24 protein-coding genes are annotated in these 25,762 nt (G+C 71.9%); 12 read left to right on the plus strand and 12 right to left on the minus strand.

The window, feature by feature from the left end; genetic code table 11:
- Nucleotides 1-16: 16 nt before the first annotated feature.
- A complete protein-coding gene (locus BN159_RS38980; protein WP_015662571.1) occupies nucleotides 17-544 on the minus strand; it encodes a hypothetical protein in 528 nt (175 codons plus the stop codon).
- A gap of 102 nt (nucleotides 545-646) precedes the next feature.
- On the opposite strand from BN159_RS38980, the gene BN159_RS38985 reads away from it, so the two are divergent.
- The gene (locus BN159_RS38985; RefSeq protein ID WP_015662572.1) at nucleotides 647-1,429 is read left to right on the plus strand and encodes a cyclase family protein; all 783 of its coding nucleotides are present in this window, start codon (nucleotides 647-649) and stop codon (nucleotides 1,427-1,429) included.
- Complete coding sequence (locus BN159_RS38990; RefSeq protein WP_015662573.1) at nucleotides 1,429-3,042, plus strand: thiamine pyrophosphate-binding protein; 1,614 nt, start codon at nucleotides 1,429-1,431, stop codon at nucleotides 3,040-3,042. Before BN159_RS38985 ends, BN159_RS38990 begins: the two co-directional genes overlap by 1 nt.
- A gap of 22 nt (nucleotides 3,043-3,064) precedes the next feature.
- Here the strand turns inward: BN159_RS38990 and BN159_RS38995 are convergent, their stop codons facing one another.
- Nucleotides 3,065-3,715 carry an FMN-dependent NADH-azoreductase gene (locus BN159_RS38995; protein ID WP_015662574.1) on the minus strand — a complete coding sequence of 217 codons (651 nt, stop codon included), beginning with the start codon at nucleotides 3,713-3,715 and terminating at the stop codon, nucleotides 3,065-3,067.
- 105 nt (nucleotides 3,716-3,820) lie between these two features.
- Here BN159_RS38995 and BN159_RS39000 point away from each other — a divergent pair, with 105 nt between their 5' ends.
- Nucleotides 3,821-4,171, plus strand: a complete 351-nt coding sequence (locus tag BN159_RS39000; protein WP_041820458.1) for a winged helix-turn-helix transcriptional regulator — start codon at nucleotides 3,821-3,823, stop codon at nucleotides 4,169-4,171.
- Nucleotides 4,172-4,294: 123 nt separating this feature from the next.
- Here BN159_RS39000 and BN159_RS39005 read toward each other — a convergent pair whose 3' ends face one another.
- On the minus strand, nucleotides 4,295-6,514 hold the full coding sequence (locus BN159_RS39005) for a WD40/YVTN/BNR-like repeat-containing protein (RefSeq protein ID WP_015662576.1): 2,220 nt from the start codon (nucleotides 6,512-6,514) through the stop codon (nucleotides 4,295-4,297).
- A gap of 277 nt (nucleotides 6,515-6,791) precedes the next feature.
- On the opposite strand from BN159_RS39005, the gene BN159_RS39010 reads away from it, so the two are divergent.
- Together BN159_RS39010 and BN159_RS39015 are read left to right on the plus strand one after the other, a co-directional pair.
- On the plus strand, nucleotides 6,792-7,901 hold the full coding sequence (locus tag BN159_RS39010; protein WP_015662577.1) for a GNAT family N-acetyltransferase: 1,110 nt from the start codon (nucleotides 6,792-6,794) through the stop codon (nucleotides 7,899-7,901).
- 131 nt (nucleotides 7,902-8,032) lie between these two features.
- Nucleotides 8,033-9,166: a DegT/DnrJ/EryC1/StrS family aminotransferase gene (locus BN159_RS39015; RefSeq protein ID WP_015662578.1), complete on the plus strand. Its 1,134-nt coding sequence runs from the start codon at nucleotides 8,033-8,035 to the stop codon at nucleotides 9,164-9,166.
- A gap of 103 nt (nucleotides 9,167-9,269) precedes the next feature.
- Here the strand turns inward: BN159_RS39015 and BN159_RS39020 are convergent, their stop codons facing one another.
- Genes BN159_RS39020 through BN159_RS39030 form a run of 3 tightly spaced genes read right to left on the minus strand, consistent with a single transcriptional unit; the run spans nucleotide 9,270 to nucleotide 11,027 of the window.
- Nucleotides 9,270-10,256: a hypothetical protein gene (locus tag BN159_RS39020; RefSeq protein ID WP_015662580.1), complete on the minus strand. Its 987-nt coding sequence runs from the start codon at nucleotides 10,254-10,256 to the stop codon at nucleotides 9,270-9,272.
- Nucleotides 10,253-10,840: an RNA polymerase sigma factor gene (locus BN159_RS39025; protein WP_015662581.1), complete on the minus strand. Its 588-nt coding sequence runs from the start codon at nucleotides 10,838-10,840 to the stop codon at nucleotides 10,253-10,255. Before BN159_RS39025 ends, BN159_RS39020 begins: the two co-directional genes overlap by 4 nt.
- Entirely contained in the window at nucleotides 10,818-11,027 is a 210-nt protein-coding gene (locus BN159_RS39030; protein ID WP_015662582.1) for a hypothetical protein, read from the minus strand. The genes BN159_RS39025 and BN159_RS39030 overlap by 23 nt, the downstream gene beginning before the upstream one ends.
- A 280-nt stretch (nucleotides 11,028-11,307) precedes the next feature.
- On the opposite strand from BN159_RS39030, the gene BN159_RS39035 reads away from it, so the two are divergent.
- The 3 genes from BN159_RS39035 to BN159_RS39045 are packed head-to-tail and all read left to right on the plus strand — an operon-like array spanning nucleotide 11,308 to nucleotide 14,077.
- Nucleotides 11,308-12,432 carry a Gfo/Idh/MocA family protein gene (locus BN159_RS39035; protein ID WP_015662583.1) on the plus strand — a complete coding sequence of 375 codons (1,125 nt, stop codon included), beginning with the start codon at nucleotides 11,308-11,310 and terminating at the stop codon, nucleotides 12,430-12,432.
- Entirely contained in the window at nucleotides 12,429-13,340 is a 912-nt protein-coding gene (locus tag BN159_RS39040) for a DUF6807 domain-containing protein (RefSeq protein WP_015662584.1), read from the plus strand. Before BN159_RS39035 ends, BN159_RS39040 begins: the two co-directional genes overlap by 4 nt.
- Nucleotides 13,334-14,077: a cupin domain-containing protein gene (locus BN159_RS39045; RefSeq protein ID WP_041820459.1), complete on the plus strand. Its 744-nt coding sequence runs from the start codon at nucleotides 13,334-13,336 to the stop codon at nucleotides 14,075-14,077. Before BN159_RS39040 ends, BN159_RS39045 begins: the two co-directional genes overlap by 7 nt.
- Before the next feature lie 34 nt (nucleotides 14,078-14,111).
- Here BN159_RS39045 and BN159_RS39050 read toward each other — a convergent pair whose 3' ends face one another.
- On the minus strand, nucleotides 14,112-15,161 hold the full coding sequence (locus BN159_RS39050; protein WP_015662586.1) for a glycerophosphodiester phosphodiesterase family protein: 1,050 nt from the start codon (nucleotides 15,159-15,161) through the stop codon (nucleotides 14,112-14,114).
- Between the two features lie 140 nt (nucleotides 15,162-15,301).
- On the opposite strand from BN159_RS39050, the gene BN159_RS39055 reads away from it, so the two are divergent.
- Nucleotides 15,302-16,327: a saccharopine dehydrogenase NADP-binding domain-containing protein gene (locus BN159_RS39055; protein WP_041820461.1), complete on the plus strand. Its 1,026-nt coding sequence runs from the start codon at nucleotides 15,302-15,304 to the stop codon at nucleotides 16,325-16,327.
- Nucleotides 16,328-16,387: 60 nt separating this feature from the next.
- Here the strand turns inward: BN159_RS39055 and BN159_RS39060 are convergent, their stop codons facing one another.
- Both BN159_RS39060 and BN159_RS39065 read right to left on the minus strand, forming a co-directional pair.
- Nucleotides 16,388-18,616 (minus strand): heavy metal translocating P-type ATPase, encoded by a 2,229-nt coding sequence (locus BN159_RS39060; RefSeq protein ID WP_015662588.1) that lies wholly within the window; start codon nucleotides 18,614-18,616, stop codon nucleotides 16,388-16,390.
- Nucleotides 18,617-18,646: 30 nt separating this feature from the next.
- Nucleotides 18,647-18,868 (minus strand): heavy-metal-associated domain-containing protein, encoded by a 222-nt coding sequence (locus BN159_RS39065; protein ID WP_015662589.1) that lies wholly within the window; start codon nucleotides 18,866-18,868, stop codon nucleotides 18,647-18,649.
- Between the two features lie 163 nt (nucleotides 18,869-19,031).
- On the opposite strand from BN159_RS39065, the gene BN159_RS39070 reads away from it, so the two are divergent.
- Nucleotides 19,032-19,985, plus strand: a complete 954-nt coding sequence (locus tag BN159_RS39070; RefSeq protein WP_015662590.1) for a DUF748 domain-containing protein — start codon at nucleotides 19,032-19,034, stop codon at nucleotides 19,983-19,985.
- A 2-nt stretch (nucleotides 19,986-19,987) separates the two neighbouring features.
- On the opposite strand, the gene BN159_RS39075 is transcribed toward BN159_RS39070, so the two are convergent.
- Together BN159_RS39075 and BN159_RS39080 are read right to left on the minus strand one after the other, a co-directional pair.
- Complete coding sequence (locus BN159_RS39075) at nucleotides 19,988-21,826, minus strand: glycoside hydrolase family 15 protein (protein ID WP_015662591.1); 1,839 nt, start codon at nucleotides 21,824-21,826, stop codon at nucleotides 19,988-19,990.
- Between the two features lie 78 nt (nucleotides 21,827-21,904).
- Entirely contained in the window at nucleotides 21,905-22,684 is a 780-nt protein-coding gene (locus tag BN159_RS39080; protein WP_015662592.1) for a DeoR/GlpR family DNA-binding transcription regulator, read from the minus strand.
- A gap of 122 nt (nucleotides 22,685-22,806) precedes the next feature.
- Between BN159_RS39080 and BN159_RS39085 the strand changes: the two genes are divergently transcribed.
- Together BN159_RS39085 and BN159_RS39090 are read left to right on the plus strand one after the other, a co-directional pair.
- On the plus strand, nucleotides 22,807-23,691 hold the full coding sequence (locus BN159_RS39085) for an SIS domain-containing protein (RefSeq protein WP_015662593.1): 885 nt from the start codon (nucleotides 22,807-22,809) through the stop codon (nucleotides 23,689-23,691).
- Between the two features lie 38 nt (nucleotides 23,692-23,729).
- Nucleotides 23,730-24,584 (plus strand): class II fructose-bisphosphate aldolase, encoded by an 855-nt coding sequence (locus tag BN159_RS39090; protein ID WP_015662594.1) that lies wholly within the window; start codon nucleotides 23,730-23,732, stop codon nucleotides 24,582-24,584.
- On the opposite strand, the gene BN159_RS39095 is transcribed toward BN159_RS39090, so the two are convergent.
- Nucleotides 24,574-25,722, minus strand: coding sequence for a methyltransferase (locus BN159_RS39095; RefSeq protein WP_041820462.1), 1,149 nt, complete (start codon nucleotides 25,720-25,722; stop codon nucleotides 24,574-24,576). The genes BN159_RS39090 and BN159_RS39095 overlap by 11 nt on opposite strands.
- Nucleotides 25,723-25,762 lie beyond the last annotated feature (40 nt).

The raw sequence follows: 25,762 nt of genomic DNA on the forward strand, positions 1-25,762 counted from the left end.
GTTCGAGGTCAGGCGGCTATTGCGGCAGCCACTCGGCCAGTGCGTCGATGAGCCGGTCCAGGGCGGGCTCCTCGACGGAGCGGTCGGTGACGACCGTGCGACCGTCGATGCGCAGGGTGTACTGGAACATGTCCCGCGCGTCCCTGTCGATGGTGAGACCGGGGACTTCGGCGAGCGCCGGATCGCCGAGCAGGGTGCGCAGTTCGGTGAACTGGGCCTTGGTGGTGCGTCGGACGGTCGGCTCGCCCTTGTCGCTGGCGTACACCGTGCCGTCGGCGCGCAGGATCACCGTCTGGTGCACGCCCGCGAATCCCCCGGTGACGGTCATGACGACGAGCTTGGCGTCGGAGCGGCCCGTGGTGGGGACGGGAGTCGGGGGCGCGGAGGAGGAAGGGGTGCTCTTGGGCGGAGCCGACGTGGAGGAGGCCGTCACCGCGACCGTCTGGGTGGGGGTCGCCACCGGGCCTTCGCCGTCGTCGAAGGCGCAGCCGGTCAGGGTCGTGAGGCCCAGCGCCGCCGCCACGGCCGTACGTTTCCCGATCACCGTTTCCCCTGTCGGCCGATCGCCGCCGCCACATGGTGAATACCACGGAATCGATCCATCCTGGGAGTTCCGCGTGCTGTCCGGAGGCGTCTGGAGGCCCCCATGCCCGAACCGTCCGTCCTCGCGTCACTGGTGTCCGCGCTGCGGGAGGGGTCGATCGAGATCGTCGACCTCACCGCGCCGCTGTCGGCGGCGACCCCGCTGATCCAGCTGCCGTCCGAGTTCGGGCAGACGGCCGCCTTCGAACTCCAGCAGATCAGCCGGTACGACGGCCGGGGCCCGGCCTGGTACTGGAACAACTTCCGCACCGGCGAACACACCGGCACCCACTTCGACGCCCCGAACCACTGGGTGACCGGCCGGGATCTCGACGACGTGGCCTCGGTGCCCGTCCGTCGCCTGATCGCACCGGCCGCCGTACTGGACTTCAGCGTCGAGGCGGAACGGGACCCCGACTTCCTGCTCGAAGTGGACCATGTGAAGGCGTGGGAGGCCGACAACGGCCCCCTCCCCGACGGTGGTTGGCTGCTGTTGCGCACCGGGTGGGACGAACGCGCCCAGTCGCAGGAGGAGTTCCTGAACGCCGACGACAACGGCCCCCACACGCCCGGCCTGTCCCCGCAGTGCGCGCGCTGGCTGGCCGAGGAGTCCCCGGTGATCGGTCTTGGCGTGGAGACCGTGGGGACGGACGCCGGACGCGGGCACTCCTTCGAACCCGCCTTCCCCTGTCACTCCTACCTGATGGGCAACGACAAGTACGGGCTGACCCAGCTCCAGAACCTGGCGCTGCTGCCACCGACGGGCGCCGTCGTGCTCGCGGGACCGCTGCCCATCGTCACCGGGTCGGGGTCACCCGCGCGGGTGCTGGCGCTGGTGGAGCGCTGATGAAGGTCGCCGAGGCGGTCGGACGGGCGCTGGTGGGGGCCGGCGTCGGGCAGGTCTTCGGGGTGGTCGGATCCGGGAACTTCCATCTGACCAACGCGATGGTGGCGGCGGGCGCGCGGTTCGTGGCAGCCCGGCACGAGGGCGGCGCGGCGACCATGGCCGACGCGTACGCGCGCATGAGCGGCACCGTGACGGTGCTCAGCGTGCATCAGGGCCCGGGCCTGACGAACGCCCTGACCGGGATCACCGAGGCCGCCAAGAGCGGTACCCCGCTGGTCGTCGCGGCGGCGGAGGTGACCGAGCCGCGGTCCAACTTCCATGTGGACCAAGAGGCGTTGGGGCGGGCGGTGGGCGCGGTCCCGATGCAGGTCGCCTCGGCGCAGGACGCGGTCGGACAGGCGTGCGAGGCAGTACGGCGTGCCCTGCACGAGCGGCGGACCGTGCTGCTCAACCTGCCCCTGGAGGTGCAGACCGCGGAGGTCCCGGCCGACACGCTGGCGGACGCCGTGTGGCCGCTCCCGAGGGCGGTGGTCGAACCCTCGGCGGCCGATGTCGAAGCCCTCGCGCAGGTGCTCGCCCGATCCCGGCGGCCGGTGTTCGTGGCGGGACGTGGCGCGCGCTCGCCCGGTGCGCGGGACGCCCTCGAAGCCCTCGCCGAGGACTGCGGGGCACTGCTGGCCACGTCGGCCGTGGCGCGGGGCCTGTTCCGGGGCAGTCCCTGGTCGCTGGACGTCTCCGGCGGCTTCTCCTCGCCGCTCGCCGCCGAGCTGATCACCGGCGCCGACGCCATCGTGGCGTGGGGCTGCACGCTCACCGCCTGGACGACCCGGCACGGCCGGCTGATCGGGCCCGGCGCGACCGTCGTACGGGTCGACGACGATCCAGCGGCGCTGGGGGACGTGCTCGGCGATGTGGAGCTCACCGCCAGGCGGGTGCTGGCGGCGAGCGGTGGCGGACGGGAGGGCTACCGCACTCACGGGAACGCCGAGGCCCTGGCCGCCCGCGTGCGCCTGCGGGACGTGCCGTACGACGACACGAGCACCCGCGAGCGGATCGACCCCCGCACCCTGAGCATCGCGCTCGACGATCTGCTGCCCGCCGAGCGCGTTGTCGCGGTCGACTCCGGCAACTTCATGGGCTACCCGACCATGTATCTCTCGGTCCCGGACGAGCAGGGCCTCTGCTTCACCCAGGCCTTCCAGTCGATCGGCCTGGGCCTGGCGACCGCGATCGGCGCGGCCCTGGCCCGCCCGGACCGCCTGCCGGTGGCCGCCCTGGGTGACGGCGGGGCGCTGATGGGGGCGGCGGAACTCGACACGGTCCGTCGCCTGGGCCTGCCGATGGTGGTCGTGGTCTACAACGACGACGCCTATGGGGCGGAGGTCCACCATTTCGGCGGGCACCCGCTCGATATCGTGCGCTTCCCCGAGACGGACATCGCCGCCGTGGCCCGCGGGTACGGCTTCGAGGCGGTGACCGTGCGCACGCGGGCCGACCTGAAGGCGGTTGCGGACTGGCTCGCGGGACCGCGCACGGCACCGCTGCTCGTCGACGCCAAGGTGGTGGCCGAGCGGGGGAGCTGGTGGCTGGAGGAGGCCTTCCGCGGCCACTGAGCCACCAGCTCCGCGTTTCCCCTTACGCGGCGAGGCGCTCGGCCAGGCTCTTCGCCTTGCTGTCGGCCGCCTGGAGGGCCTGCTCACGGGAGGACTCGAAGAGCGGGATCAGCTCGGTCATGGCCGGGTTGTGCGGGGCCATGGTGAGCTCCGGGACGATGAAGTCGAGGTCGAGCCCCATCGAGTCCGCGAAGACCGCGCGCAGGTAGTTCTGCACGTACTCGAAGCCCTCCCGCGGCGTGCCCGGCGCGTAGGAGCCGCCGCGGCTGGCCACGACGGTGATGGGGGTGCCCTTGGCGGAAGGGGTCTCGCCCGCGGTGCGCCCGAAGAGGATCACGTTGTCGAGCCACGCCTTGAGGGTGGACGGGATCGTGAAGTTGTACATCGGCGCGCCGATCAGTACGGCGTCCGCGCCCTCCAGCTCCTCGATCAGCCGCAGGCGCGCGGCAAACGCGGCCGCCTGCTCGGGCGTGTGGTCCGAGGGATCGGCGAACCCGGCGGTGTGGGCGTCGGCGTTCAGGTGCGGCACCGGTTCCGCGGACAGATCGCGGTAGATCACCGTGCCCTCCGGGTGCTGCTCCTGCCAGGCGGCCCGGAACGCCTCGGTCACGGCCCGCGAGGAGGAGGCCGCGGTGGGGAAGACGGACGAGTCGATGTGCAGAAGGGTGGCCATGGGGATCTCCAAAGAGTGAGCTGCTTGAAATCCGTACTCAACTATGGATATCACATGGACTTACTTTTTTTCACCCCCTGGGGATGGCGCGGGTACCCTTGGGGTATGGCGGTAGAGGAGATGCACGACGCATCGGCATGCAAACAGGTGGACGGCGGCATCAGCCGCGTCTTCCAGCTGCTCGGGAAGCGGTGGACCGGCCCGATCGTGGCCGTGCTGGTGGGGCAGCCCGCGCACTTCACCGAGCTGCGCAAGGCGATCCCCGGCATCAGCGAGCGCATGCTCTCCGACCGGCTGACCGAGCTGGGCGCCGCGGGACTGGTGCTGCGCGAGGTCGACGAGGGGCCGCCGCTGCGGGTCTCGTACCGGCTGACGGAGGCCGGGGCCGCCCTGGAGCCCGCGCTGAAGGAACTCGGCGCCTGGGCGAAGACGTATCTGCCGGAGGGGCCTTGCTAGCGGGCCGCCGAGGTGGTGCGCCCGGCCTTGAGCCAGGCGCACCCTCCCGGGACGGCTACGGCCGGCAGACGATGTCCGTACCGCACACGCCCGGAGTGCTGCTCATTCGACTGACCGGCTGATTCAGCTCACCTTCAGCTCGTAGAAGCCGCGCCCGAAGGTCGCCGCAACCAGCCGCTGGTGCCCGGCGTCGTACTCGATGTCGTCCACCGGCACCGCGGGCATGCCGCGACCGAGACGCAGCCAGTGGCCGCCGCCCTTGAAGCTCGCGAACACACCCTGGTCGGTGCCGATGTACAGGGCGCCGCCCCGGGCCACCACGAGGTCGTTGGCGGGGGCCGACGGGAGGTTCCCGGAGAGGTTCCGCCAGTGCGCGCCGCCGTCGGTGCTGCCGTAGACGTGGGGGAGCGGGGAGCCGGAGCGGTAGCCGGAGTGGGTGGTGAAGACCCGGTCGGGGTTCTTCGGGTCCACGACCACCCGGGTCACCCAGGGGCGGCCCTCGGCGAGCTTCGTCCAGGTCGCCCCGAGGTCCTTGGTGACCCAGACCCGGCCGTCGTCCGTGCCGACGTAGACCGTGCGGCCGTCGGAGGCGGGGGCGACGGAGGTGATGGTGCCGAAGTTGGTGTAGATCGGGTCCGCGCCCGGTCCGCCGGTCAGGTCAGGGCTGATGGGCTGCCAGGTGACGCCCCCGTCAGTGGAGCGGTTGAGCACCTCGGAGCCGTAGTAGAGGACCTTCGGGTCGCTCGGGTCGTGGACGACCGGGGTGAACCAGTTGCGGCGCTTGAACGTCGTGGCGTCCGCGAAGTACGTGAGGGTGTCGCCGCCATCGGTGGAGCGGAAGCAATTGCCGTACTGGTAGCAGGCGATGACCTTGTTCACGTCGGTCGGGTCGATGACGTTCTCCTCGCCGTCACCGCCGAGGTATTCGTTGAACCCGTCCCCGCCCCAGGAGCGCAGCGAGCCGTTGTCCTGGGCGCCGCCCGAGATCCGGGTGACGTCCTTCGGGCTGATCGCGGCGCTGTAGAGCTGGGTGTACGGCTCGTGCCGGGCCTTGACCCAGCCGCCGTCGCCGTCGGAGTCGGAGCGGTACACGCCGCCGTCGTTGCCGAGGTAGACCCGGCCCGGCCGACGCGGGTCCCACACCATGGCGTGATGGTCGACATGGATGCTGGTGGCGTCCGCGGTCCAGGTGTCGCCGCCGTCCTTGGTGGTGAGCAGGGCGACGCCGGCCACATGCGCGTGCTCGGAGTTCCTGGGGTCGATCCACACCTTGCCGAACCACCAGCCGAAACTGGACTGGGAGGCCGTCAGATCGGCGTTGGCCGGGGTGCGGTTCCAGGAGTCGCCGCCGTCGGAGGAGGCGTAGAAGCCCTCGAAGGGGCCGCTCGCCTTGTTGACGATCGCGTAGGCCTTGTCGCCCGCCACCGCGAGGCCGATACGGCCCACGTCCGGTCCCGCGGCGGGCAGTCCGCCGCCGAGGCGCTCCCAGGTCGCGCCGTCGTCGTCGCTGCGGAAGACGCCCGAGCCGACCCCGCCGTACGTCCGCAGGTCCGGGCGTCTGCGGTGGTCCCACAGGACGGCGTAGAGCCGGTTGCCGTCCTTGACGATCTCGGTGGCGCCGGTGAACTCGTTCGCGCCCGCGAGGATCCGCTCCCAGGTCGCGCCGCCGTCCTCGGAGCGGTAGACGCCCCGGTCGCCGCCGCCGTTGTAGAGCGAACCGGCCGCCGCGACATACAGGCGGCGCGGGTTCGCCGGGTCGACGGTGATGGCGCTGATCGCGCCGGAGTCGCGCAGCCCGAGCGGCTGCCAGCTCCGGCCGCCGTCCTTGCTGCGGTACAGGCCCGTCCCCTCGTAGGTGATGCTGCCGCCGCCCGGGTTGGGCTCGCCGGTGCCCACGTACAGCGTGCCGTCGGGGGCGGTCGCCACCGCGCCCATGGCCTGGGTCCAGCTGTCCGGCCACACCGAGTGGAAGGTCTGCCCGGCGTCGATGCTGCGCCACAGACCGCCGCTCGCGGCCGCCGCGTACAACGTGTCCGCGCGCTTCGGGTCGAGCGCGAGGGAGACGATCCGGCCACCGATGTTGGTCGGGCCGACGCTCTTCCAGCGGCCGCCGACGGTGGGCAGTTCACGCGCCTCGGCCGCGGCGAGGTCATGGGCGTGCCGGGGTATCGACTCGCCCGGCAGGGTCTTCTGGAGGTAGCGGTACTCCGCCGGCGCGGCCGGACCCCGGACCGGCCGGTAGACATCGGTGGGCGGGGGCGGTGGTGCCGCCGACGCGGGCGCCGCGAGCAGGGCGGCTCCGGTGATGCTGGCGAGCACGAGCGACAGCAGACCTCTGCCCATGAAAACCCCTTCGTGGTCATGGCCGTGACAAACCTGAACGACGGTACGTGAGAGGTGAGTTGAGCAGAAGGGTGCCGTCGGACACTCCCGGGGCGGACGGCCGGGGGCCATCCGAAACATGCCGTTCCTTTACGAGCGACGGTCTTGACAGGCTGCGTGCGGTTTCGCCACGTTTGATCCCTGTCGGACTGCTCCGATCTCGGTCGGACGGACGGCACCGGAGGGGAATGACGCGGACCACGCGTCACCGGGGGGAAAGTGGGGGGAGCGGTCGCCCATGCGATCCACCAGCAGCACCGACACGGACATCACCGTCCACAGACCCGGCGAGCTGAGCGCCCCGCTGCGCGCGGCCTGGCACCGGTCCATGGACGAGTCACCGGAGTACGCCAACCCGTTCCTGTCACCGGAGTTCGCCGCCGGAGTCGGCCGGCACCGGGGCGGGGTCCAGATCGGCGTGCTGCACGAACACGGCGAGCCCGTCGGCTTTTTACCGTACGAGCGCAATCTCCTGGGCGTCGGCCGGGCCATCGGACTCGGTCTCTCCGACCGCCAGGCCCTGGTGCACCGGCCCGGGATCATCTGGGACACAGAGGAGCTGCTGCGCGGCTGCGGGCTCGCCAGCTTCGAGTTCGATCATCTCGTCGAGGAGCAGAAGCCGTTCGGACGGTACGTCACCGGCATGTTCGCCTCGCCGGTGATCGACCTGGAGCCGGGCGACGGCGACTATCCGGCGTGGCTGCGGGCCACCTACCCGGGGCAGGCCAAGACCACGCTGAAGAAGGAACGCCGACTGGCGCGCGACATCGGCGAGGTGCGGTTCGTCTTCGACGAGCGGGACCCGCAGATGCTGCACCGGCTCATGGAGTGGAAGTCCGCCCAGTACCGCAGGACCGGACGCATGGACCGGTTCGCCCGGCCCTGGATCGTCGACCTGGTGGGCGACCTGTTCCGGCTGCGCGAGGAGCACTTCACCGGAGTGCTCAGTGTGTTGTACGCCGGGGAGCGTCCGGTGGCCGCGCACTTCGGGCCGCGCTCGCGGACCGTCCTCGCGGCCTGGTTCACCGCCTACGACCCGGAGTTCCACTACTACTCGCCGGGCCTGATGATGCACCTGCGCACCGCCGAGGCGGCGGCCCGGCACGGGGTGCGGCTGATCGACCTCGGGCGCGGTGACAAGGAGTACAAGGACTGGCTCAAGACACGTGAGCTGCGGGTGGGCGAGGGCTTCGCGACCCGGCCCCATCCCGTGGCGGCGGCGCATCGGATGTGGCGCAGACCCGTGCGCGGGCTGCGCAACACCGTCCTCGCCCACCCCGGGCTGCGGGAACCGGCCGACCGGCTGCTGAAGACGGTCGGCGCGCTGCGCTCCGCGCGCAGCCACTGAGCCTTTCCTTCCTTCACGTCCGCGCCATGCCACCCATGGCAACGACGGCCCGCCGAGCCGCAAGGCTCACGGCTCCGATCGGCGCGCGCCACCGTGCCGCGTCCGTCCCACCCTCGACGGAAGAAGTGACGATGCCGTACGGATCGCGGCTCGCCGCGACGATGAAGCGGCGGCTCGGACGCGAATGCGTCTACACGCCCTCGGCGCGGCTGGCCCTCTACCTGGCGCTGCGGCGCTGGTGCAGGCCCGGCGCCCGGGTGCTGATGTCGCCGGTGAACGACGACGTGATCCTCTTCGTCGTCCTGGCGGCCGGCTGCCGCCCGGTGCAGGCCCCCGTCTCCCCGTGGGACGGCAACATCGACGTGGCCGCCGTACCCGAGTCGACCTGGCGCACCATCGACGCCGTCCTGACCACCAACCTCTACGGACTGCCCGACCGGGTGCCCGAACTGCGCCGCCGCTGCGACCAGTTGGGGATTCCGCTGATCGAGGACGCGGCCCACGCCATCGGCAGCCACGTGGCCGGGCAGCCGATCGGGACCTTCGGGACCGCCGCCGCCTTCAGCCTCTCCAAGCACGTCGCCGCCACGGCCGGGGGCTTCCTCGCCGTCGAGGACGCCCGCACGCGGCGCGAGCTGGAGCTGCTGCGCGACGACCTCCTCACGCCGCGCCGACTGCGCGACGACCTGAACGTGACCCTGCGCCCACTGGCCCGCTCCACCGTCCGCACCCTGCGTCTGGTCCGTCCGGTGTGGCGCACTTTGCAGCGCCTCGGCCTGCTGGAGCGCGACGAGTTCCGGATGGACCTGCACGCCCCCCTGCTGACCGCCTCCGCCCGCTCCGCGCCCAGCCTCACCGCCTACGAACCCTGGGTCCGCGTCGACCTGCACGGCTTCCGCATCCGCCACGGCGCCCTGGTCCGCGGCCAGATCGAGCTCCGCATGTCCCGCCTGGAAGAGGACCTCGCCCGCCGCCGCGCCGGAGTCGCCCTGCTCTCCGGCACCGCCTGGGCCTCCGCCGCCCTGCGCGAACGGGCCCTCCACGACGGCCCGTTGCCGCTGTTCCGGGTCCCGCTCCTGGTGAACGACCGCGACGCCCTCCTGGACCGCATGGTCGACCACGGCATGGTCTGCGGCTACGTCTACGACCCACCGCTCGACGACTACGCGGGCGCCGAGTTCGTCGAACCCTCCCCGACCCCTGGGCGGCTCGCTGGTTCGCCTCCCACGTCCTGCCCGCCGACCCGCTCCTGGCCCGCCGCATGACCGGCGCGCTCACCAAGGAACGGGCGACGACCGCACGGCCCTCGTACCCCGCCGCCGTCAAGGACGCCAATCCGCCGGCGCCCTTGGGGCAGTAGAGCCGCGGTCACGCCTCGGCATGGACGGCGCTGTCCGACGGTTCGGCGGCGACGATCAGCACGCCCTGCTCCTCGCCCGAGGGCAGCGAGGCGCGCCGGACGAGGGACTCCCAGTTCCCCGGCCACACGGTGGCGGCGTCCCACAGGATCCCCTCCAGCAGCACGCCGTCCAGCTTGGCGCCGCTGAGGTCCGCCCCGACGAAGTCACTGCTCGCCCGCTCGACTTCGGCGACGGCCCTGGCCAGCGCGTCCGCCTGGTCGCAGCCCTGGGTCAGATCGTCGATCAGGTCCTGGGTGACGGTGTCGACGCCGAACAGGTAGGCGGGGGAGGAGGATTCGAGGGTGGCGATCGCCGGTTCCAGCTCCTCGTCGAGCAGTTGCCGCACCCGGTACAGATCGTGCAGCAGCCGCTCGGCGGGCTCGGCGAGAGCCGCCTCGACCGCGGTGAGGTAATCGAGTCCGGTCAGCGTGACCGGGGGCCGCCGCGGCTTGGGCAACGCGGTCATCTCCCTCAGCCGCTCCCTGAGCTGTCCCACCACGAGCCCCGCGTGGCCGGCCGGCCGGGTGGTCTCCTCCAGGAGGTCATTGAGGTTCTGCACCAGGCGTACGGCGGCCCGCATGCCCTCCGCCAGGTCGGCGGGCCAGTAGCTGTGGGCGAGACGCAGCGCCTCCTGGCGGTACTTGACCCGCACCTGCGAGGGCCGGTTGGACAGCGGGCCCCGTTCCGCCAGCCGCGCTTCCAGCGCCGCGTTCCGCCGGCTCAGGGCGGCGCGCGCCTCCCGGGAGCGGCGGCGGGTGACGGCGGTACCCAGGGAGCGGTGGGTGGCCGCCAGGAGACGGTCCAGCGCGAGGTCCGGCGGACGCAGTTCGGGAATCCCGCCCTGCGCGGCGATGCGGTCGGTGACAGCGGTGCCCAAGTGTTCATGGGCCTTGGCCAGCAGTGCGTCGAGCGTGTCCGCGTGGCCGGGGGCACCGGGATCACGGTGGTGCGTCATGTCGCCCTCCCGTCTCCGCCGATGCCGCCACCGAAGCGGCCTTCCAGCCCCAGCCCCTGCCGGAGCGCCGCCCTCGCGCGGGCCAGGTTCTGACGTACGGCCGCCTGCGTGGTGCCCATCGCACGGGCGCTCTCCTGCGTGGTGAAGCCGTCCAGATGCCAGGCCAGGGCCGCGCGTTGCTTGGCGGGCAGGCACAGCAGCAGGGAGATCACCCGGCGCTCCTCCTCACCCAACTCGGCCGCGTGGGCGGGCGTCTGCCAGCGGAGCGAGGCCCGGGGTTCGGGCATCTCGGCACAGGCGTCCTCGGGCTTGACCTGCTGACTCACCCAGGACCGCCAGGCGACGGTGCGCAGCCAGGCCCGCGGATGGGTCAACGACACTCCCGGCGCGCACATCTGGGTGAACGCGTCCTGCGCCGCGTCCTGCGCCTCCGCCCAGGACGCGCCGTGCAGCAGCAGGAAGCGGACCAGCGCCGGGTACTGCTCGTGGTGCAGCGCCTCGGCGAGTTCGATACCGGGTAAGGGCGCCGCGGTGGTCTCGACGTCGTCGGCGAGATCGACGTCAGTGCTGAGCGCGTCCTCCATGGCGGGCACCCCCGTTCCTGTGGGCCGGAACCGGTCGCGCGGCGCAGCGGATCCGGTCGGTCTGCCCGGCCTCGGTGATGCGCGCCATCTCCACCTCGGCGGTCAGCCGCTGCTGGGCCACCTTCACCACACCGTTGACGACGCTGACGGCCACGGTCACCACCGCTGCGACGATCACAGGATCCATTCGGCACGTTCCCCTTCCGGACGGCTTGCTCGGGTACACCCTTGTCTCCCGGGCACCACAACAGTGCGGATTTCTCCGGGAGTTGTGACATCTGCCAGGTCACGGCCGTAATGGCGGGGCACCCGCTGATCAAGCGGCGGTGACCGTGTGACCTGAGAAAAAGCCTCGTCGATGTCCCGGTGGAGGGGTTGTCCGGACAAGGCTTCGGCGCCTAGGGTCTGCCTGCGAGAGCAAGCGCTTTCTGCACAGGCATGCCCGTCGGCCGTTCGAGGAGCGCCGTATGTCCTTGTCCCCCGCGACCCCCGTGCGCCGCCGCGTCGCCGTCGTCGGCACCGGCGCCATCGTCAGCGGCAGCCACCTGACCGCCCTCACGGCCCTCGCCGGCCGGACGGAACTGGTCGCCGCCGTGGACGTGGACCAGGGCAGGCTCGACGCCTTCCGGGACCTCGCGGGCGGGACCGTCACCGGCTACACCTCGATGGGCGCCATGCTGGACGCCGAACGCCCCGACCTGGTGCTCATCGGCACCCCGCCCGCCCTGCACCGGGAGCAGACGGTCGCCGCGCTCAGGACCGGCGCCTGGGTGCTGTGCGAGAAGCCGCTCACCCTCTCCCTCGCCGAGTACGACGAGATCGCCGCGGCCGAGGCCGAGTCCGGCGCCTACGCCTCCGTGGTCTTCCAGCACCGCTACGGCTCCGGCGCGGCGCACGCCCGCGAGCTGATCGCCGGCGGCGAGCTGGGTGCCCCGCGGGTCGCCCACTGCCAGACCACCTGGCACCGGGACGCGGCCTACTACGCGGTGCCCTGGCGGGGCCGCTGGGCCAGCGAGGGCGGCGGCCCGACCATGGGCCACGGCATCCACCAGTACGACCTGCTGCTGCATCTGCTCGGCGAGTGGGAGGAGATCCGCGCCATGGCCGCGCGCCTGGTCCACGACACCGAGAGCGAGGACGTCTCCACCGCCCTGGTCCGCTTCAAGAGCGGTGCCCTGGCCACGGTCGTCAACAGCGTGCTCTCCCCGCACGAGGTCAGCCGCATCCGCGTCGACTGCGCCGACGCCACGGTCGAGCTGACCCATCTGTACGGGCACCGCAACGAGGACTGGGTCTACACCCCGGCACCCCATGTCGCCGCCGACCGCGCCGCCGCCTGGCGCACCCCGGCCGCCGACGTGCCCAGCTCCCACACGGCCCAGCTCGGCGGCCTGCTCGACGCGTACGACGCGGGCGTACGGCCGCCGGGGAGCGGCCCCGAGGCGCGGGCCACGCTGGAATTCGCCGCCGCCCTGTACAAGTCGGCGTTCACCGGCCTGCCGGTCCGCTCCGGCGAGATCGTCCCGGGTGATCCTTTCTACGCGGCGATGCACGGCGATCACCCCGTCTGGGCCCCGAAGGAGCGCGCATGAGCATCCGAGTCAGCCACGCGTACGGCGAGCACATCGCGGTCGCGGCGGCGAACGGCACGGAGATCCTCCGCTACGTGTACCGCCCCGACCCCGACGCCTTCGAGTCCCGCAAGCCCTACGCCCACCCGCTGCGCACTCTCGCCGGCAACACGGTCACCGGATACCGGCCGAGCGACCACCGCTGGCACAAGGGCCTCCAGATGACCGCGAGCCATCTGTCCGGGCAGAACTTCTGGGGCGGCAACAGCTACGTCCACGGCGAGGGCTATCGGCGCCTGCCCGAGCGGGTCGGCTCGATGCGGCACGACGGCTTCTCCGAATTCGCCCTGACCGACGACCGGTTCGCCTTCACCGAGGAACTGACCTGGGTGGAGCACGGCGGCGCCGAATGGGCCCGCGAGACGCGCGGCCTCACCGTCCACTCCGTCGACGAGGAGTCCGATTCCTGGGCCCTGGACTGGTCGATCCGGCTCACCAACGTACGCGATGAAGCACTGAGGTTCGGGTCGCCGACGACCGCCGGACGCGAGATGGCCGGCTACACCGGACTCCAGTGGCGCGGACCGCGGGACTTCACCGGCGGCACGGCCTTCGCCCCCGGCACCGACGCCGAGAAGCTGATGGGCTCGCAGGGCCCCTGGCTGGCCTTCACCGCCGAGCACGACGACGTCGACGCGCGCTCCACGGTCGTCTTCGCGCACGCGCCGGAGAACCTGGATGCCCTTCACGAGTCGCACTGGTTCGTGCGCTCCGAGCCGTTCCCCACGGTCGCGTTCTCCTGGGCGTTCTTCGAGGAGTTCGAGCTGGCGCCGGGGGAGTCCTTCGGCTACCGCTACCGGGTGGTGATCGCCGACGGGGCCTGGGACGCCGAGCGCGTGGCCACGCACCTGGACGGCCTGCCGTGGTGAGGCCCCACCCGTTGCCGGGCGCCGTCGGACTGTCCCACCTCAGCGCCTACGACTGGGAGGCCGCCGACGGCGTCTGCGGCGGCAGCCCGCATCTGCACCTGGTGTGCACCGAGGCGTACGTCGTCACCGGCGGCCGGGGCGCCGTGCAGACCCTGAGCCCCGACGGCTACCGGGACATCCCGCTGGAGCCCGGCTCGGTCGCCTGGTTCACCCCCGGCACCGTGCACCGCATGGTCCAGGGCGGCGAGCTGCGCATCACCGTGCTGATGCAGAACAGCGGGCTGCCCGAGGCCGGGGACGCGGTCTTCACCTTTCCGCCCGAGGTGCTCACCGACCCCGAGAGGTACACGGCGGCGGCCACGCTCCCGCCCGGCACGGGAGAAGACGTGGCCGCGGCCGCCTGGCGCCGCAGGGACCTCGCCGTCGAGGGCTACCTAGTCCTGCGCGAGGCCCTCGTCGCGGGCGACACCGGCCCGTACCGGGAGTTCCAGCGGTCAGCCGCCCGCCTGGTCCGCGAGAAGGTGCCGGCCTGGCGCGAGCTGTGGCGGGCGGGAGCCCTGGCCACCGCGGAACGCACCGGCGAGCAACTGGACGCGCTGGCCGCCGGTGAACCGGCGTACTTGGGCGAGGCGACCGCTCACGCGGCTGTGCCGACCCGGCTCGGCGGGTACGGGATGTGCGGCAGGCGGGACGAGTACGGGTTGCCGGGGACGACTCCGCCGTACGCCGAGGAGTGACACGCGCTCGCCGTCGCTGCCTGCCGCCATCCGGTCAGCGCGGCTCGTAGGCCTTCGGCAGGCGCATACCCCGGTCGGCCATGATCTGCCGTACCCGGTCGGGGTAGTTGGTGATGATGCCGTCCACACCGGCGTCCATCAGCGCCTCCACCGTGGCCGGGTCGTCGCAGGTCCACGGGACGACCTTCAGGCCGCGCTCGTGCGCCGCCTCGACCATGGCGGCGTCGGCGTAGAAGCGGAAGCCGGGGTCGCCGACCTTGCCGCTCTGCGGGAAGCCGTAGTTGGGGGAGAGGGTCGTGACCCCGGGGAGGGTGTCGGCGGCCTTCACGAAGTCGCCGTCGTAGTCGTCGGCGTCGATACCGCCCAGCCAGGGGGAGGCGCCGTCCTTGCCGACCTGGAGGAAGTCGTAGTTGGTGAGCGCCACCAACGGCCACCTGGGCGCGAGCTTGTGCATCGCCTTCAGCGCGCCCCAGTCGAAGGACTGGACGGTGACCTGCCGCTCGATACCGGACCGGTGGATCTCCTCGTAGACCCGGCGCACGAACAGCTCGCGGGGCGCGGTCTGTTCGGGGGCGCCCGCCTCCACCTTCGTCTCGACGTTGAGGGTGACCTGCCGCGCCTTGTACCGCTTGACCAGGTTCAGGACGTCCTTCAGCTCGACCATCCGCAGCCCGTCGATCTGCTCCTGGTCGGGATGGCCGGGCAGTTGCTGGTAGCCGCAGTTCATGGTCCTGATCTGGGCCAGCGTCAGATCCTTGATGTACTTGCCGACGTACGGGTACATCGGGTCGCCCGGCACCAGGGGCGCGGTGTCCCGGCACTTGGTGGCGCTGACCTGCCGGTCGTGGGTGACGACGACCTTCTCGTCCTTGGTGATCTGGGTGTCCAGCTCCAGGGTGGACACGCCGAGGCGCAGGGCCTTGGCGAAGCCCTCCAGCGACGACTCGGTCGTCATGCCGAGACCGCCGCGATGGGCTTGGAGGTCGAAGGACTGCCGGTGCTGAGCGCCCGGTTCGGAAGCCACTGCGGGGACGGTGAACACCGGCATCAGCGCCAGGCCGGCGAGGACATGTCTTGCGGACATCGCAACCTCGATCATGTGGGTTCGGACGACCGGATGACGCTAGTTCGATGGCTCAGGCGCTCAACTGCCCTTGAATGAGGGCGCCGTGAACGATGGGCGAACGCCTCGCGGCGCACCCAGCGTGCCTTACGTTGAGGCGTATGACTACTGGAGACGCGCACGGACGGGTCCTCGTCATCGGCGGCTACGGCGCCGTCGGCACCGCGGTGGCCTCCCGGTTGGCGGAGTTCCTCCCCGGGCGGGTGGTTCCGGCGGGCCGGGACGAGATGCGGGCCCGGCGGCTCGGCGGGGTCCGGGTCGACGTCGGTGATCCGGACGGGTTCCGGCGGGTGCTGGACAAGCTGGCCGATGTGCGTGCGGTGGTGCTCTGCGTAGAGCCCGAGGACGCCTCGCTCGCCGAGGTCTGCCTGGAACGCGGGATCCATCTGGTGGACGTGGGCGCCTCGCGGGACCTCCTCGACGCCGTGGCCGACCTGGACGACGTCGCGGCCGGTGCCGGGGCCACGGCCGTGCTGAGCGTCGGGGTGGCGCCCGGTCTGACGAACCTCCTCGCCCAGCGGGCCCACGAGGCGGTCGGCGGGGCGGAGCGGCTCGATCTGACCGTGCTGCTGGGCTCCGGCGAGCGGCACGGCACCGACGCCGTCCGCTGGACCGTCGAGGGCCTGGCCGAGCCGGTGACCGCCGTACCCCGCCAGGTGTTCCTGCCGGGCCACGGCACGCACCGCGCCCATCCGTTCCCGTTCTCCGACCAGCACACCCTGCGCCGCACGCTCGGCGTCCCGGAGGCGACGACCCGCCTGTGCCTGGACTCCCGCCCCCTGACCGCGGCGCTCTTCTCACTGCGCCGGACGGGACTCCTGCGCGGCGCCCGACGGGCACCGGTGCGGCACGCACTGACCGGCGCCTTCAGCCGCGTCCACCTCGGCGGGGACGCCTTCGCGGTCCGCGCCGACGCCGTGCGAGCCGACCGGCATGCCGCGTTCGCCCTCACCGGCCGGGAGCAGAGCCGGGTGACCGGCTTGGTCGCCGCCGAGGTCACCCGCGAACTGCTGACCGGACACCTACCGGCCGGGGTACACCACATCGAGCAACTCCCCGCACTGTCCGACCTGCCGGAGCGGCTGGCCCGCGACGGTGTGACGGTTTCGCGCCGCGCCCGCCCCTGAACAGGCCTGTGCCCGGCCGCTGAGGGACAGCGGTCGGGCACAGGGCGGTTGGCGTTGCTGTCAGTCGGCCGCGCGGAACGACCGCAGTCGCAGCGAGTTGCCGACCACGAAGACCGACGAGAAGGCCATGGCCGCTCCGGCGAGCATCGGGTAGAGGAGGCCCGCCGCGGCCAGCGGCAGCGCGGCGACGTTGTAGGCGAAGGCCCAGAACAGGTTGGAGCGGATGGTGCCGAGGGTGCGGCGGGCCAGCCGGATGGCGTCCGCCGCGGCCCGCAGGTCACCGCGGACCAAGGTCAGGTCACCGGCCTCGATCGCCGCGTCCGTGCCGGTGCCCATCGCCAGACCGAGGTCGGCCTGGGCCAGCGCGGCCGCGTCGTTGACGCCGTCGCCGACCATCGCCACCGAACGCCCCTCGCCCTGGAGGCGCTTGACGACGTCCACCTTGTCCTGCGGCAGTACCTCGGCGATGACGTGCTCGGGCGCGATACCGACCTGGCGTGCCACGGATTCGGCGACGGCCCGGTTGTCCCCGGTGAGCAGCATGGGCGTCAGACCGAGCGCCCGCAGCCGGGTGATCGCCTCGGCGCTGGTCTCCTTCACGGCGTCGGCGACCTCCAGGACCGCCCGCGCCTCCCCGTCCCAGGCGACGGCGATGGCGGTGCGCCCGGCGGACTCCGCCTCGGACTTGGCCGCGGCCAGCCGCGCCGGCAGCTCCATCGCCCACTCCTCCAGCAGCCGCTCCCGGCCCACCAGGACCGCGTGGCCGTCGACGATGCCCTGCACGCCGAGCCCCGGAACGTTCGCGAAGTCCTCAGGGGCAGGCAGCGAACCGAGCTTCTCCAGGGCGCCGTCGGCGACGGCACGGGCGATGGGGTGCTCGGAGGAGTGCTCCAACGCACCCGCCAGCCGCAGCACTTCGGCCTCCTCGATGTGGTCGGCGGTGTGCACGGCCAGCAGGGTCATCTTCCCGGTGGTGACGGTGCCGGTCTTGTCGAGGACGACGGTGTCGACCTTGCGGGTGGACTCCAGGACCTCCGGGCCCTTGATCAGGATGCCGAGCTGGGCGCCGCGCCCGGTTCCGACCATCAGCGCGGTCGGCGTGGCGAGGCCGAGGGCGCAGGGGCAGGCGATGATCAGTACGGCGACGGCGGCGGTGAAGGCGGCGGCCGGACCGGCGCCGCTGCCCAGCCAGAAGCCGAGGGTGCCCAAGGCCAGCGCGATCACGATCGGCACGAACACGGCCGAGATGCGGTCGGCGAGCCGCTGCGCCGCGGCCTTGCCGTTCTGTGCGTCCTCCACCAGCTTGGCCATCCGGGCCAGTTGGGTGTCGGCGCCGACCCGGGTGGCCTCGACGACGAGGCGTCCGCCCGCGTTGATCGTGGCACCGGTGACCGCGTCGCCTGCGCTGACCTCGACCGGTACGGACTCGCCGGTGAGCATGGAGGCGTCCACCGCGGACGAGCCCTCGACGACGGTGCCGTCGGTGGCGATCTTCTCGCCGGGACGGACCAGGAAGCGGTCACCGACCTTCAACTCGCCCACCGGCACGGTCCGTTCGCTGCCGTCGGCGCCTATCAGGGTGACGTCCTTCGCGCCCAGCTCCAGCAGCGCCTTGAGCGCCGCGCCCGCCTTCCGCTTGGAACGGGCCTCGAAGTACCGTCCGGCCAGGATGAACGCGGTGACTCCGGCGGCCGCCTCCAGATAGATGTTGGCCGAGCCGTCACTGCGGGAGATGGTCAGCTCGAAGGGGTGGGTCATCCCGGGCTCGCCGGCGGTGCCGAAGAACAGCGCCCACAGCGACCACAGGAACGCGGCCGAGGTGCCGACCGAGATCAGCGTGTCCATGGTCGCGGCACCGTGCCGGGCGTTGGTGAACGCGGCCTTGTGGAACGGCCAGGCGGCGTAGGTCACGACCGGCGCCGCCAGGGTCAGGGAGAGCCACTGCCAGTACTCGAACTGGAGGGCCGGGATCATCGCCATCGCGATGACCGGCACGGCCAGCACGACCGCGGTGGTCAACCGCTCGCGCAGCGGCCGGAGTTCGTCACTCTCGAGGGCCCGCTCCGGTTCCGGCGTGGGTACTTGGGCGGAATACCCGGTCGCCTCGACGGTCGCGATCAGATCGTCGACGGACACGCCACCGCCGTAGGAGACCTTCGCCTTCTCCGTGGCGTAGTTGACGGTGGCGGTCACGCCGTCCATGCGGTTCAGCTTCTTCTCGATGCGCGCCGCACACGAGGCGCAGGTCATGCCGCCGATGGTGAGTTCGGTGTCGAGCGTGGTGGTCACTTCTCTGCTCCTCGTACGGTGCGGGCGGGATCAGGCGCGGCCGGTGACTTCGTAGCCGGCCTCGTCGACGACCTCGGCGACCAGCGTGTCGTTCGGTTCGGCGCTGCTGCTGACGGTGACCTGACCGGCCTCCAGGTCGACCTGTACGCCGGTCACGCCGTCCAGCTCGCCGATGACGCGGGTGAGCGTGGCCTTGCAGTGGCCGCAGGACATACCGGAGACGGCGTACGTGGTGATCGTCTGCGTGGACATGGGGTGCCTCCCGAGCAATTTCCGTATACCTGGTGGGGGTATCCCGACCGGTGAGAACATGTATACCCCTGGGGGGTAGTCAAGGCAAGTAGATCCAGAGGTTGACTTCATACCCCCTGGGGGTATCGTGAGCGGCGTAGAGAGCGACACAGAGGAGATCGACATGCATGCCGGACTGAAGATCACCGCGTTCGCCGCGGGCCTGGCCGCCACCTTCGGCACCGCCTACGGCGTGGGCAAGGGCGTCGGACCGGTCGACGAGGACCCCGTGCCCGCGCGTCACGAGAGCCACAGTGAGGCGTCCTCGGACCCGGAGGGAGGCGGCGGCACCGAGCAGGCCGCGGCCGGGGGACTCCAGATCTCCGAGGGCGGCTACACCCTCGACCTGAAGACCCCGACCGTCACCGCACGCGAGCGCGCCGACCTGCGGTTCGTCATACGCGACAGCGGCGGGCGCGCGGTCACCGCCTTCCAGCGCGAGCACGACAAGGAACTCCACCTCATCGTGGCCTCCCGCGACCTGGTCACCTACCGCCACCTGCACCCGACCCGCGCCGCCGACGGCACCTGGAGCACCCCCGTCGACCTGCCCCGCGCGGGCGGCTACCGCGTCTTCGCCGACTTCACCCCGGCGAAGAAGGGCGCCGAGAACCTCACCCTCGGCGCCGACCTCGGAGCCTCCGGCCCGTACGACCCCCAGCCCCTCCCGGCCGTGAAGACGACCGCCGAGGTCGACGGCTACAAGGTCCGGCTGGACGGCGCTCTGCGCCCCGGCGCGTCGAGCGAGCTGAAGCTGAACGTCTCACGCGACGGCAAGCCCGTCACCGACCTCCAGCCCTACCTGGGCGCCTACGGCCACCTGGTGGCGCTGCGCTCCGGAGACCTCGCCTATCTGCACGTCCACCCGAACGGCGAGCCCGGCGACGGCAAGACCGACCCCGGCCCCGGCATCTCCTTCAGCGCGACCGCGCCGAGCAGCGGCACCTACCGCCTCTTCCTCGACTTCAAGCACGAAGGGAGGGTCCGCACCGCCGAGTTCACGGTCCGGGCAGGTGGGGCGGCGGCGACGCCCGAAGAGGCGTCCTCCCACGACGAGGCCCCCTCGCACGGCCACTGATGTCAGCCCAGCGCCTTGTCGAGGTTGAACGCCGCGCTGATCAGGGCGAGATGCGTGAACGCCTGGGGGAAGTTGCCCTGTTGCTCGCCGGTGTGGCTGATCTCCTCGGCGTACAGGCCCAGATGGTTGGCGTAGGTGAGCATCTTCTCGAAGGCCAGCCGGGCCTCGTCGACCCGGCCGGCGTGCACCATGGCCTCGACGTACCAGAAGGAGCAGATCGAGAACGTGCCCTCGTCGCCGCGCAGTCCGTCGGGGCTGGCCATCGGGTCGTAGCGGTAGACCAGGGAGTCGGAGACCAGGTCCGCGGTGAGGGCGTCCAGGGTGGACAGCCACTTCGGGTCGGTCGGCGCGATGAACTTCGTCAGCGGCATCATCAGTACGGCCGCGTCCAGCACGTCGTCGTCCTCGTGCTGGACGAAGGCCTGGCGGGACTCGGACCAGCCGTGGCTCATGATGCGCCGGTAGATGGTGTCCCGGGTGTTGCGCCAGCGGACGATGTCGGCGGGCAGGCCGCGCCGGTTGGCCATGCGGATCGCCCGCTCTATGGCCACCCAGCACATCAGCCGTGAGTACAGGAACTTCTTGCGGCCGCCCCGGGTCTCCCAGATGCCCTCGTCCGGCTGGTCCCAGTGCTCGCACACCCAGTCCACCAGAGCGGTGACATCGTCCCACTGGTCGCTGGAGATGGGCTTGGCCCACTTGTCGTAGAGATAGATCGAGTCGATCAGGGCGCCGTAGATGTCCAGTTGGAGCTGTTCGGCGGCGGCGTTGCCGATCCGGACCGGGGCGGAGGCCCGGTGGCCCTCCAGATGGTCGAGTTCGCGCTCGGCGAGGTCGGTGCGGCCGTCGATGCCGTACATGATCTGGAGCGGGCCCGAGGGTTTGCCGTCGCCCGGACTGATGTGCCGGGTCACGAAGTTCATGAACGCCTCGGCCTCGCCGGTGAAGCCGAGCCGCAGCAGCGCGTACACGCAGAAGGCGGCGTCGCGCACCCACACATAGCGGTAGTCCCAGTTGCGCTCGCCGCCGAGCTGCTCGGGCAGGCTGGTCGTCGGCGCGGCGACGATGGCGCCGGTGGGCGCGTAGGTGAGGAGCTTGAGGGTGAGCGCCGAGCGGTGCACCATCTCCCGCCAGCGGCCCCGGTACTTGGACGCGGACAGCCAGTGCCGCCAGTACGCGACCGTGGTGCTGAACTGCTCCTCCGCCTCGGTCATGGCGCACCGGCGCGGGCTCACCTCGCCGCCGACCTGGTCCAGCGCGAACACCGCCGACTCGCCCTCGGCGAGCTTGAAGTCGGCCCGCACATCGAGGCCGTCGGGCTCCAGCGGCACCGTCGCGGTCAGCCCCAGCGACAGCTTCGCGGACTCGAAGACGGCCACCCCGCCGTCCAGCCGCACGGTGTGCGGCTGGGTGCCGTAGTCGAAGCGCGGGGCGACGCGGGTGCGGAACGGGATGGAGCCGCGCACGCACAGCACGCGCCGGATCAGCCGGTGCCGCTCGGTCTCCACCGAGTCGCCGTCCACGGGCATGAAGTCCTGCACCTCACCGACGCCGTCCTCGGTGAAGAAGCGGGTGATCAGGACGTTGGTGTCCGGGAAGTAGAACTGCTTGGTGCGCGCCGGTACGGCCGCCGCCAGCTCGAAGGCGCCGCCGCGCTCGGCGTCCAGGATCGCGGCGAAGACGCTCGGCGCGTCGAACGAGGGGCAGCAGTACCAGTCGATCGTGCCGTCGGTCCCCACCAGGGCCACGCTGCGCAGATCGCCGATCAGGCCGTGCTCGGCGATCGGCAGATAGCGCGAAGCCCCTGGTTCGTCCTGGTCGCTCGGTGCAGTTCCGCTCATCGCAGCCTCCCTGGGCCCCCGACACCGCCTCGGCACCAGCCTAGGTGGAAAGGGACGCCCCGTGGGCGCACAACGGCGTCAGACTGTGACGACCTCGATGCCCGCTTCGGTGAAGCGCCGTACGGTGTCGGACCCGGCCGCCGAGTCGGTGACGAGCGTGTCCACGGCGTCGGCGGCACAGATCCGGGCGAACGCCCGACGGCCCAGCTTGCTGGAGTCCGCGGCCACGATCACCCGCCCGGCCCGCTCGCACAGCAGCCGGTTGATCGCTGCCTCCGCCTCGTCATTGGCGGCCGCCCCGTGCGCGACGTCGAAGGCGACCACGCCGAGCACCGCCACATCGAGGGTGATCTGCCCGAGCACCCCGTCCGCGAGCGGCCCGATCAGCTCGTACGACTGCGCCCGCGCGACCCCGCCGGTCACCACGATCTTGAACTGGGGCCGTACGGCGAGCTCATTGGCGATGTTCAGCGCGTTGGTGACCACGGTCAGCGCGGGCGAACCGGAGGCAAGATCGCCGCGCACGGCCAGGGCACGGGCCACCTCGGTCGTGGTGGTGCCGCCGGTCAGCCCGACCGCCTCGCCGGGGGAGACCAGCGCGGCCACCGCCTTGGCGATGCGCTCCTTCTCCGAGGCGTGTCGAGCGGTCTTGTAGCGCAGCGGCAGTTCGTAGGAGACGCCGTGGACGACCGCGCCGCCCCGGGTGCGCACCAGCATCTGCTGCTCGGCCAGCTGGTCGAAGTCGCGCCGGATGGTGGCGGCGGAGACCGACAGCTCGGCGGCGGCCTCCTCGACGTCGAGACGGCCGCGCTCGACGAGCAGTTCCAGCAGGGCCTTCCAGCGGGCGTCGCGCGACATCCGCGCCTCCGTTCCTCGATCTCCCGGCGACCCTAGCGCACCCGCATTGAGCTCGAATGCTTGATTATGCTCGAAAGCTCGCTATATCTTGCAAGAAAAATCAAACGACGGGAGGGGTGGGCATGACCCACGTCGAAGAGGAGCTGGCGAGCCAGCCCGAGTGCTGGACCCGGGCCGCGCACCAGGCACCGGCGCACGTCGGCGCCCTGCCGGCGCCGGGGGAGCGGGTCGCGATCGTCGGCTGCGGCACCTCGTACTTCATGGCGCAGTCCGCCGCCGCTCTGCGCGAGGGCGCGGGCCAGGGCGAGACGGACGCCTTCGCCGCCTCGGAGTTCCCGCGCGCACGCGCCTACGACCGGGTCATCGCCCTGACCCGCTCCGGCACCACGACCGAAGTGCTGGAACTCCTGGGGGAGTTGACGGGCGGCCGCACCCGCACCACCGCGATCACCGCCGACCCCGAGACGCCCGTCATGACGGCCGCCGATGACGTCGTCGTCCTCGACCACGCCGACGAACGCTCCGTGGTGCAGACCCGGTTCGCCACCACCGCACTCACCCTGCTCCGCGCCCACCTCGGACTGCACACCGACACGGTCGTCGCCGACGCCCGTGCCGCGCTGGACGCCCCGCTGCCCCAAGGGCTCGTCGACAGCGCGCAGTTCACCTTCCTCGGCCGCGGCTGGACCGTCGGACTCGCCCATGAGGCCGCGCTGAAGATGCGCGAGGCCGCGCAGGCGTGGACCGAGTCCTACCCGGCGATGGAGTACCGGCACGGCCCTATCAGCATCACCACCGAGGGCACCGCCACCTGGATGCTGGGCGAGCCCCCCGAGGGCCTCGCGGAACAGGTCCGCGCCACGTGCGGCAGGTGGGTCGCGGGCACCCTGGACCCGCTCGCCGAGCTGATCCGCGCCCAGCGACTCGCGGTCGCCGTCGCCCGATCCCGGGGCCTCGACCCGGACCGGCCGCGCCACCTCACCCGCTCGGTGATCCTCGCCCCCTGACGCGGCCGAAGCCCCCGACGCCCACGGAAGGACCAGCCGTGCCCCTCGTCACCACCGGCGAACTCGTCACCGGCGCCGCCGCGCGGCACCGGGCCGTGGCCGCCTTCAACATCATCACCCTCGAACACATCGAGGCCGTCATCGCGGGCGCCGAATCCGCCGAGGCCCCCGTCGTCCTCCAAGTCAGCGAGAACGCCGTCAAGTTCCGCTACGGCCGACTCCTCCCGCTCGCCCGCGCCGCCGTGGCAGCCGCCGAACGTGCCGCCGTGCCCGTCGCGTTGCACCTGGACCACGTCCAGAGCGACGACCTGCTGCGCCAGGCGCCCGGCGCCGGATTCAGCTCCGTGATGTACGACGCGGCCCGGCTGCCCTACGCCGACAACCTGGCCGCGACCCGGGCCGCCGCCGACTGGGCGCACGCCCAAGGACTGTGGATCGAGGCCGAGTTGGGCCAGATCGGCGGCAAGGCCGGACAGCCCGCCCTCGACGCCCACGCCCCCGGCGCCCGCACCGACCCCGCCGAGGCCCGCGCCTTCGTCACCGACTCCGGCGTCGACGCCCTGGCCGTAGCCATCGGCAGCACGCACGCCATGACGACCCGCACGGCCACCCTCGACCACGACCGCCTCAAACGCCTCGCCGCCACCCTGGACGTGCCGCTCGTCCTGCACGGTTCCTCAGGCGTACCCGACGCCGAACTCACCGCGGCCGTCGCCGGTGGCATCGCCAAGGTCAACATCGGCACCGCGCTCAACATCGCGATGACCGGAGCCATCCGCACCTACCTCGCGGAGAACCCCGAAGCGGTGGACTCGCGCAAGTACCTCAGCGTCGGAAGGGAGGCGATGGTCCGGGCGGTGGCCGGGATCGTCACCACCCTGACTAGCGCTTGACCGCCTTCAGGATCACGAACTTCGGGTCCCCGGACACCAGTTGGCAGTTGCCGAACAGGCGGCGCAGCTTGACGTGGTACCCGAGATGGCGGTTGCCGACGACCCACAGCTCGCCGCCCGGCTTCAGCGCCCGCTTCGCCCCGGTGAACATCCGCCACGCCGTGGCGTCGGTCGTCGCCTGGTGGGAGTGGAACGGCGGGTTGTTCAGCACCAGGTCGACGCTCCCGGCCGGCACCCCGGCAAGACCGTCACCCACCCGGAACTCGGCGTGCCCCGGCACCCCGTTCGCCTTGTACGTCGCCTCCGCCGACGCCACCGCCTGGAAGGACTCGTCGACGAACAGCACCTCGGCCGCCGGATCGGCCACCGCCACCGCCGTACCGACCACGCCGTTGCCGCACCCGAGGTCCACCACGCGCCCGCCCCGGCTCTCCGGCAGATGCCCGAGGAAGAACCGGGTGCCGATGTCGAGGCGGTCCGCGCAGAACACGCCCGCGTGATTGACGACCGTACGGCCGGAGACCGCGCCGATGTCGTTCGGGAGTGCGTAGCTGTACGGCCAGGGGTTGGCGGTGCGCTCCAGCGCGGCATCCTGGGTGCTGAAGATCAGCCGGGCCTTCTTCTCCGCCAGCGAGGTCCGGGTCGGGCCGATGATCCGCTCGAACAGCTCCAGGGTCGAGGTGTGAATCTCCTTCACCATGCCGGTGCCGACCACGACGGAGCCCGCGTGCAGGGCGGGCGCCAGCCGGAACAGCTGGTCCTCCAGCAGCGCGAGGCTCTTGGGGACCCGCACCAGCAGCACGTCGATCCGTTCGGGCGGCGCGTCCTGCGTGGTCAGCAGCCGCACCGCGCCGGGCTCGACCCCGGCCCTGGCCAGGTTCGCCCGGGTCGCCTCCTGGGCGAGGTGGGAGTCGGTGATCTGCACCGGCCGGTGCGCCGCCAGTGCCGTGACCAGCGCGCCCCAGCGGTCCCCGACCACCACGACCGTGCCGGACAGCGGGGGCCGCTGCTCCTGCTCCCGCTCCTGCTCCGCGAGATGCCTGAGGAGGTACTCGTCGGAGGCGTCCCAGGCCCGCAGCCGGTCGCGCGGGTCCTCGGGGAAGCGGGTCAGGGCGATCTCGCCCCAGGGCGTCGTCATACGGTCGTTCATCGTGCGTCAAGGCTAGCCGAGCCCCAGC

Source organism: Streptomyces davaonensis JCM 4913, from assembly GCF_000349325.1.
Taxonomy (GTDB): Bacteria; Actinomycetota; Actinomycetes; order Streptomycetales; family Streptomycetaceae; genus Streptomyces; species Streptomyces davaonensis.

What these genes read in the sequence shown, in the direction of transcription:
- BN159_RS39035 (WP_015662583.1), top strand. Translation starts at nt 11,308, where the DNA reads ATGTCCTTGTCCCCCGCGACCCCCGTGCGCCGCCGCGTCGCCGTCGTC.
- BN159_RS39095 (WP_041820462.1), bottom strand. Translation starts at nt 25,722, where the DNA reads ATGACGACGCCCTGGGGCGAGATCGCCCTGACCCGCTTCCCCGAGGAC.
- BN159_RS39015 (WP_015662578.1), top strand. Translation starts at nt 8,033, where the DNA reads ATGCCGTACGGATCGCGGCTCGCCGCGACGATGAAGCGGCGGCTCGGA.
- BN159_RS39000 (WP_041820458.1), top strand. Translation starts at nt 3,821, where the DNA reads ATGGCGGTAGAGGAGATGCACGACGCATCGGCATGCAAACAGGTGGAC.
- BN159_RS38990 (WP_015662573.1), top strand. Translation starts at nt 1,429, where the DNA reads ATGAAGGTCGCCGAGGCGGTCGGACGGGCGCTGGTGGGGGCCGGCGTC.
- BN159_RS39050 (WP_015662586.1), bottom strand. Translation starts at nt 15,161, where the DNA reads ATGTCCGCAAGACATGTCCTCGCCGGCCTGGCGCTGATGCCGGTGTTC.
- BN159_RS39030 (WP_015662582.1), bottom strand. Translation starts at nt 11,027, where the DNA reads ATGGATCCTGTGATCGTCGCAGCGGTGGTGACCGTGGCCGTCAGCGTC.
- BN159_RS39075 (WP_015662591.1), bottom strand. Translation starts at nt 21,826, where the DNA reads ATGAGCGGAACTGCACCGAGCGACCAGGACGAACCAGGGGCTTCGCGC.
- BN159_RS39055 (WP_041820461.1), top strand. Translation starts at nt 15,302, where the DNA reads ATGACTACTGGAGACGCGCACGGACGGGTCCTCGTCATCGGCGGCTAC.
- BN159_RS39040 (WP_015662584.1), top strand. Translation starts at nt 12,429, where the DNA reads ATGAGCATCCGAGTCAGCCACGCGTACGGCGAGCACATCGCGGTCGCG.
- BN159_RS39085 (WP_015662593.1), top strand. Translation starts at nt 22,807, where the DNA reads ATGACCCACGTCGAAGAGGAGCTGGCGAGCCAGCCCGAGTGCTGGACC.
- BN159_RS39070 (WP_015662590.1), top strand. Translation starts at nt 19,032, where the DNA reads ATGCATGCCGGACTGAAGATCACCGCGTTCGCCGCGGGCCTGGCCGCC.
- BN159_RS39005 (WP_015662576.1), bottom strand. Translation starts at nt 6,514, where the DNA reads ATGGGCAGAGGTCTGCTGTCGCTCGTGCTCGCCAGCATCACCGGAGCC.
- BN159_RS39010 (WP_015662577.1), top strand. Translation starts at nt 6,792, where the DNA reads ATGCGATCCACCAGCAGCACCGACACGGACATCACCGTCCACAGACCC.
- BN159_RS38985 (WP_015662572.1), top strand. Translation starts at nt 647, where the DNA reads ATGCCCGAACCGTCCGTCCTCGCGTCACTGGTGTCCGCGCTGCGGGAG.
- BN159_RS39080 (WP_015662592.1), bottom strand. Translation starts at nt 22,684, where the DNA reads ATGTCGCGCGACGCCCGCTGGAAGGCCCTGCTGGAACTGCTCGTCGAG.
- BN159_RS38995 (WP_015662574.1), bottom strand. Translation starts at nt 3,715, where the DNA reads ATGGCCACCCTTCTGCACATCGACTCGTCCGTCTTCCCCACCGCGGCC.
- BN159_RS39065 (WP_015662589.1), bottom strand. Translation starts at nt 18,868, where the DNA reads ATGTCCACGCAGACGATCACCACGTACGCCGTCTCCGGTATGTCCTGC.
- BN159_RS39025 (WP_015662581.1), bottom strand. Translation starts at nt 10,840, where the DNA reads ATGGAGGACGCGCTCAGCACTGACGTCGATCTCGCCGACGACGTCGAG.
- BN159_RS39020 (WP_015662580.1), bottom strand. Translation starts at nt 10,256, where the DNA reads ATGACGCACCACCGTGATCCCGGTGCCCCCGGCCACGCGGACACGCTC.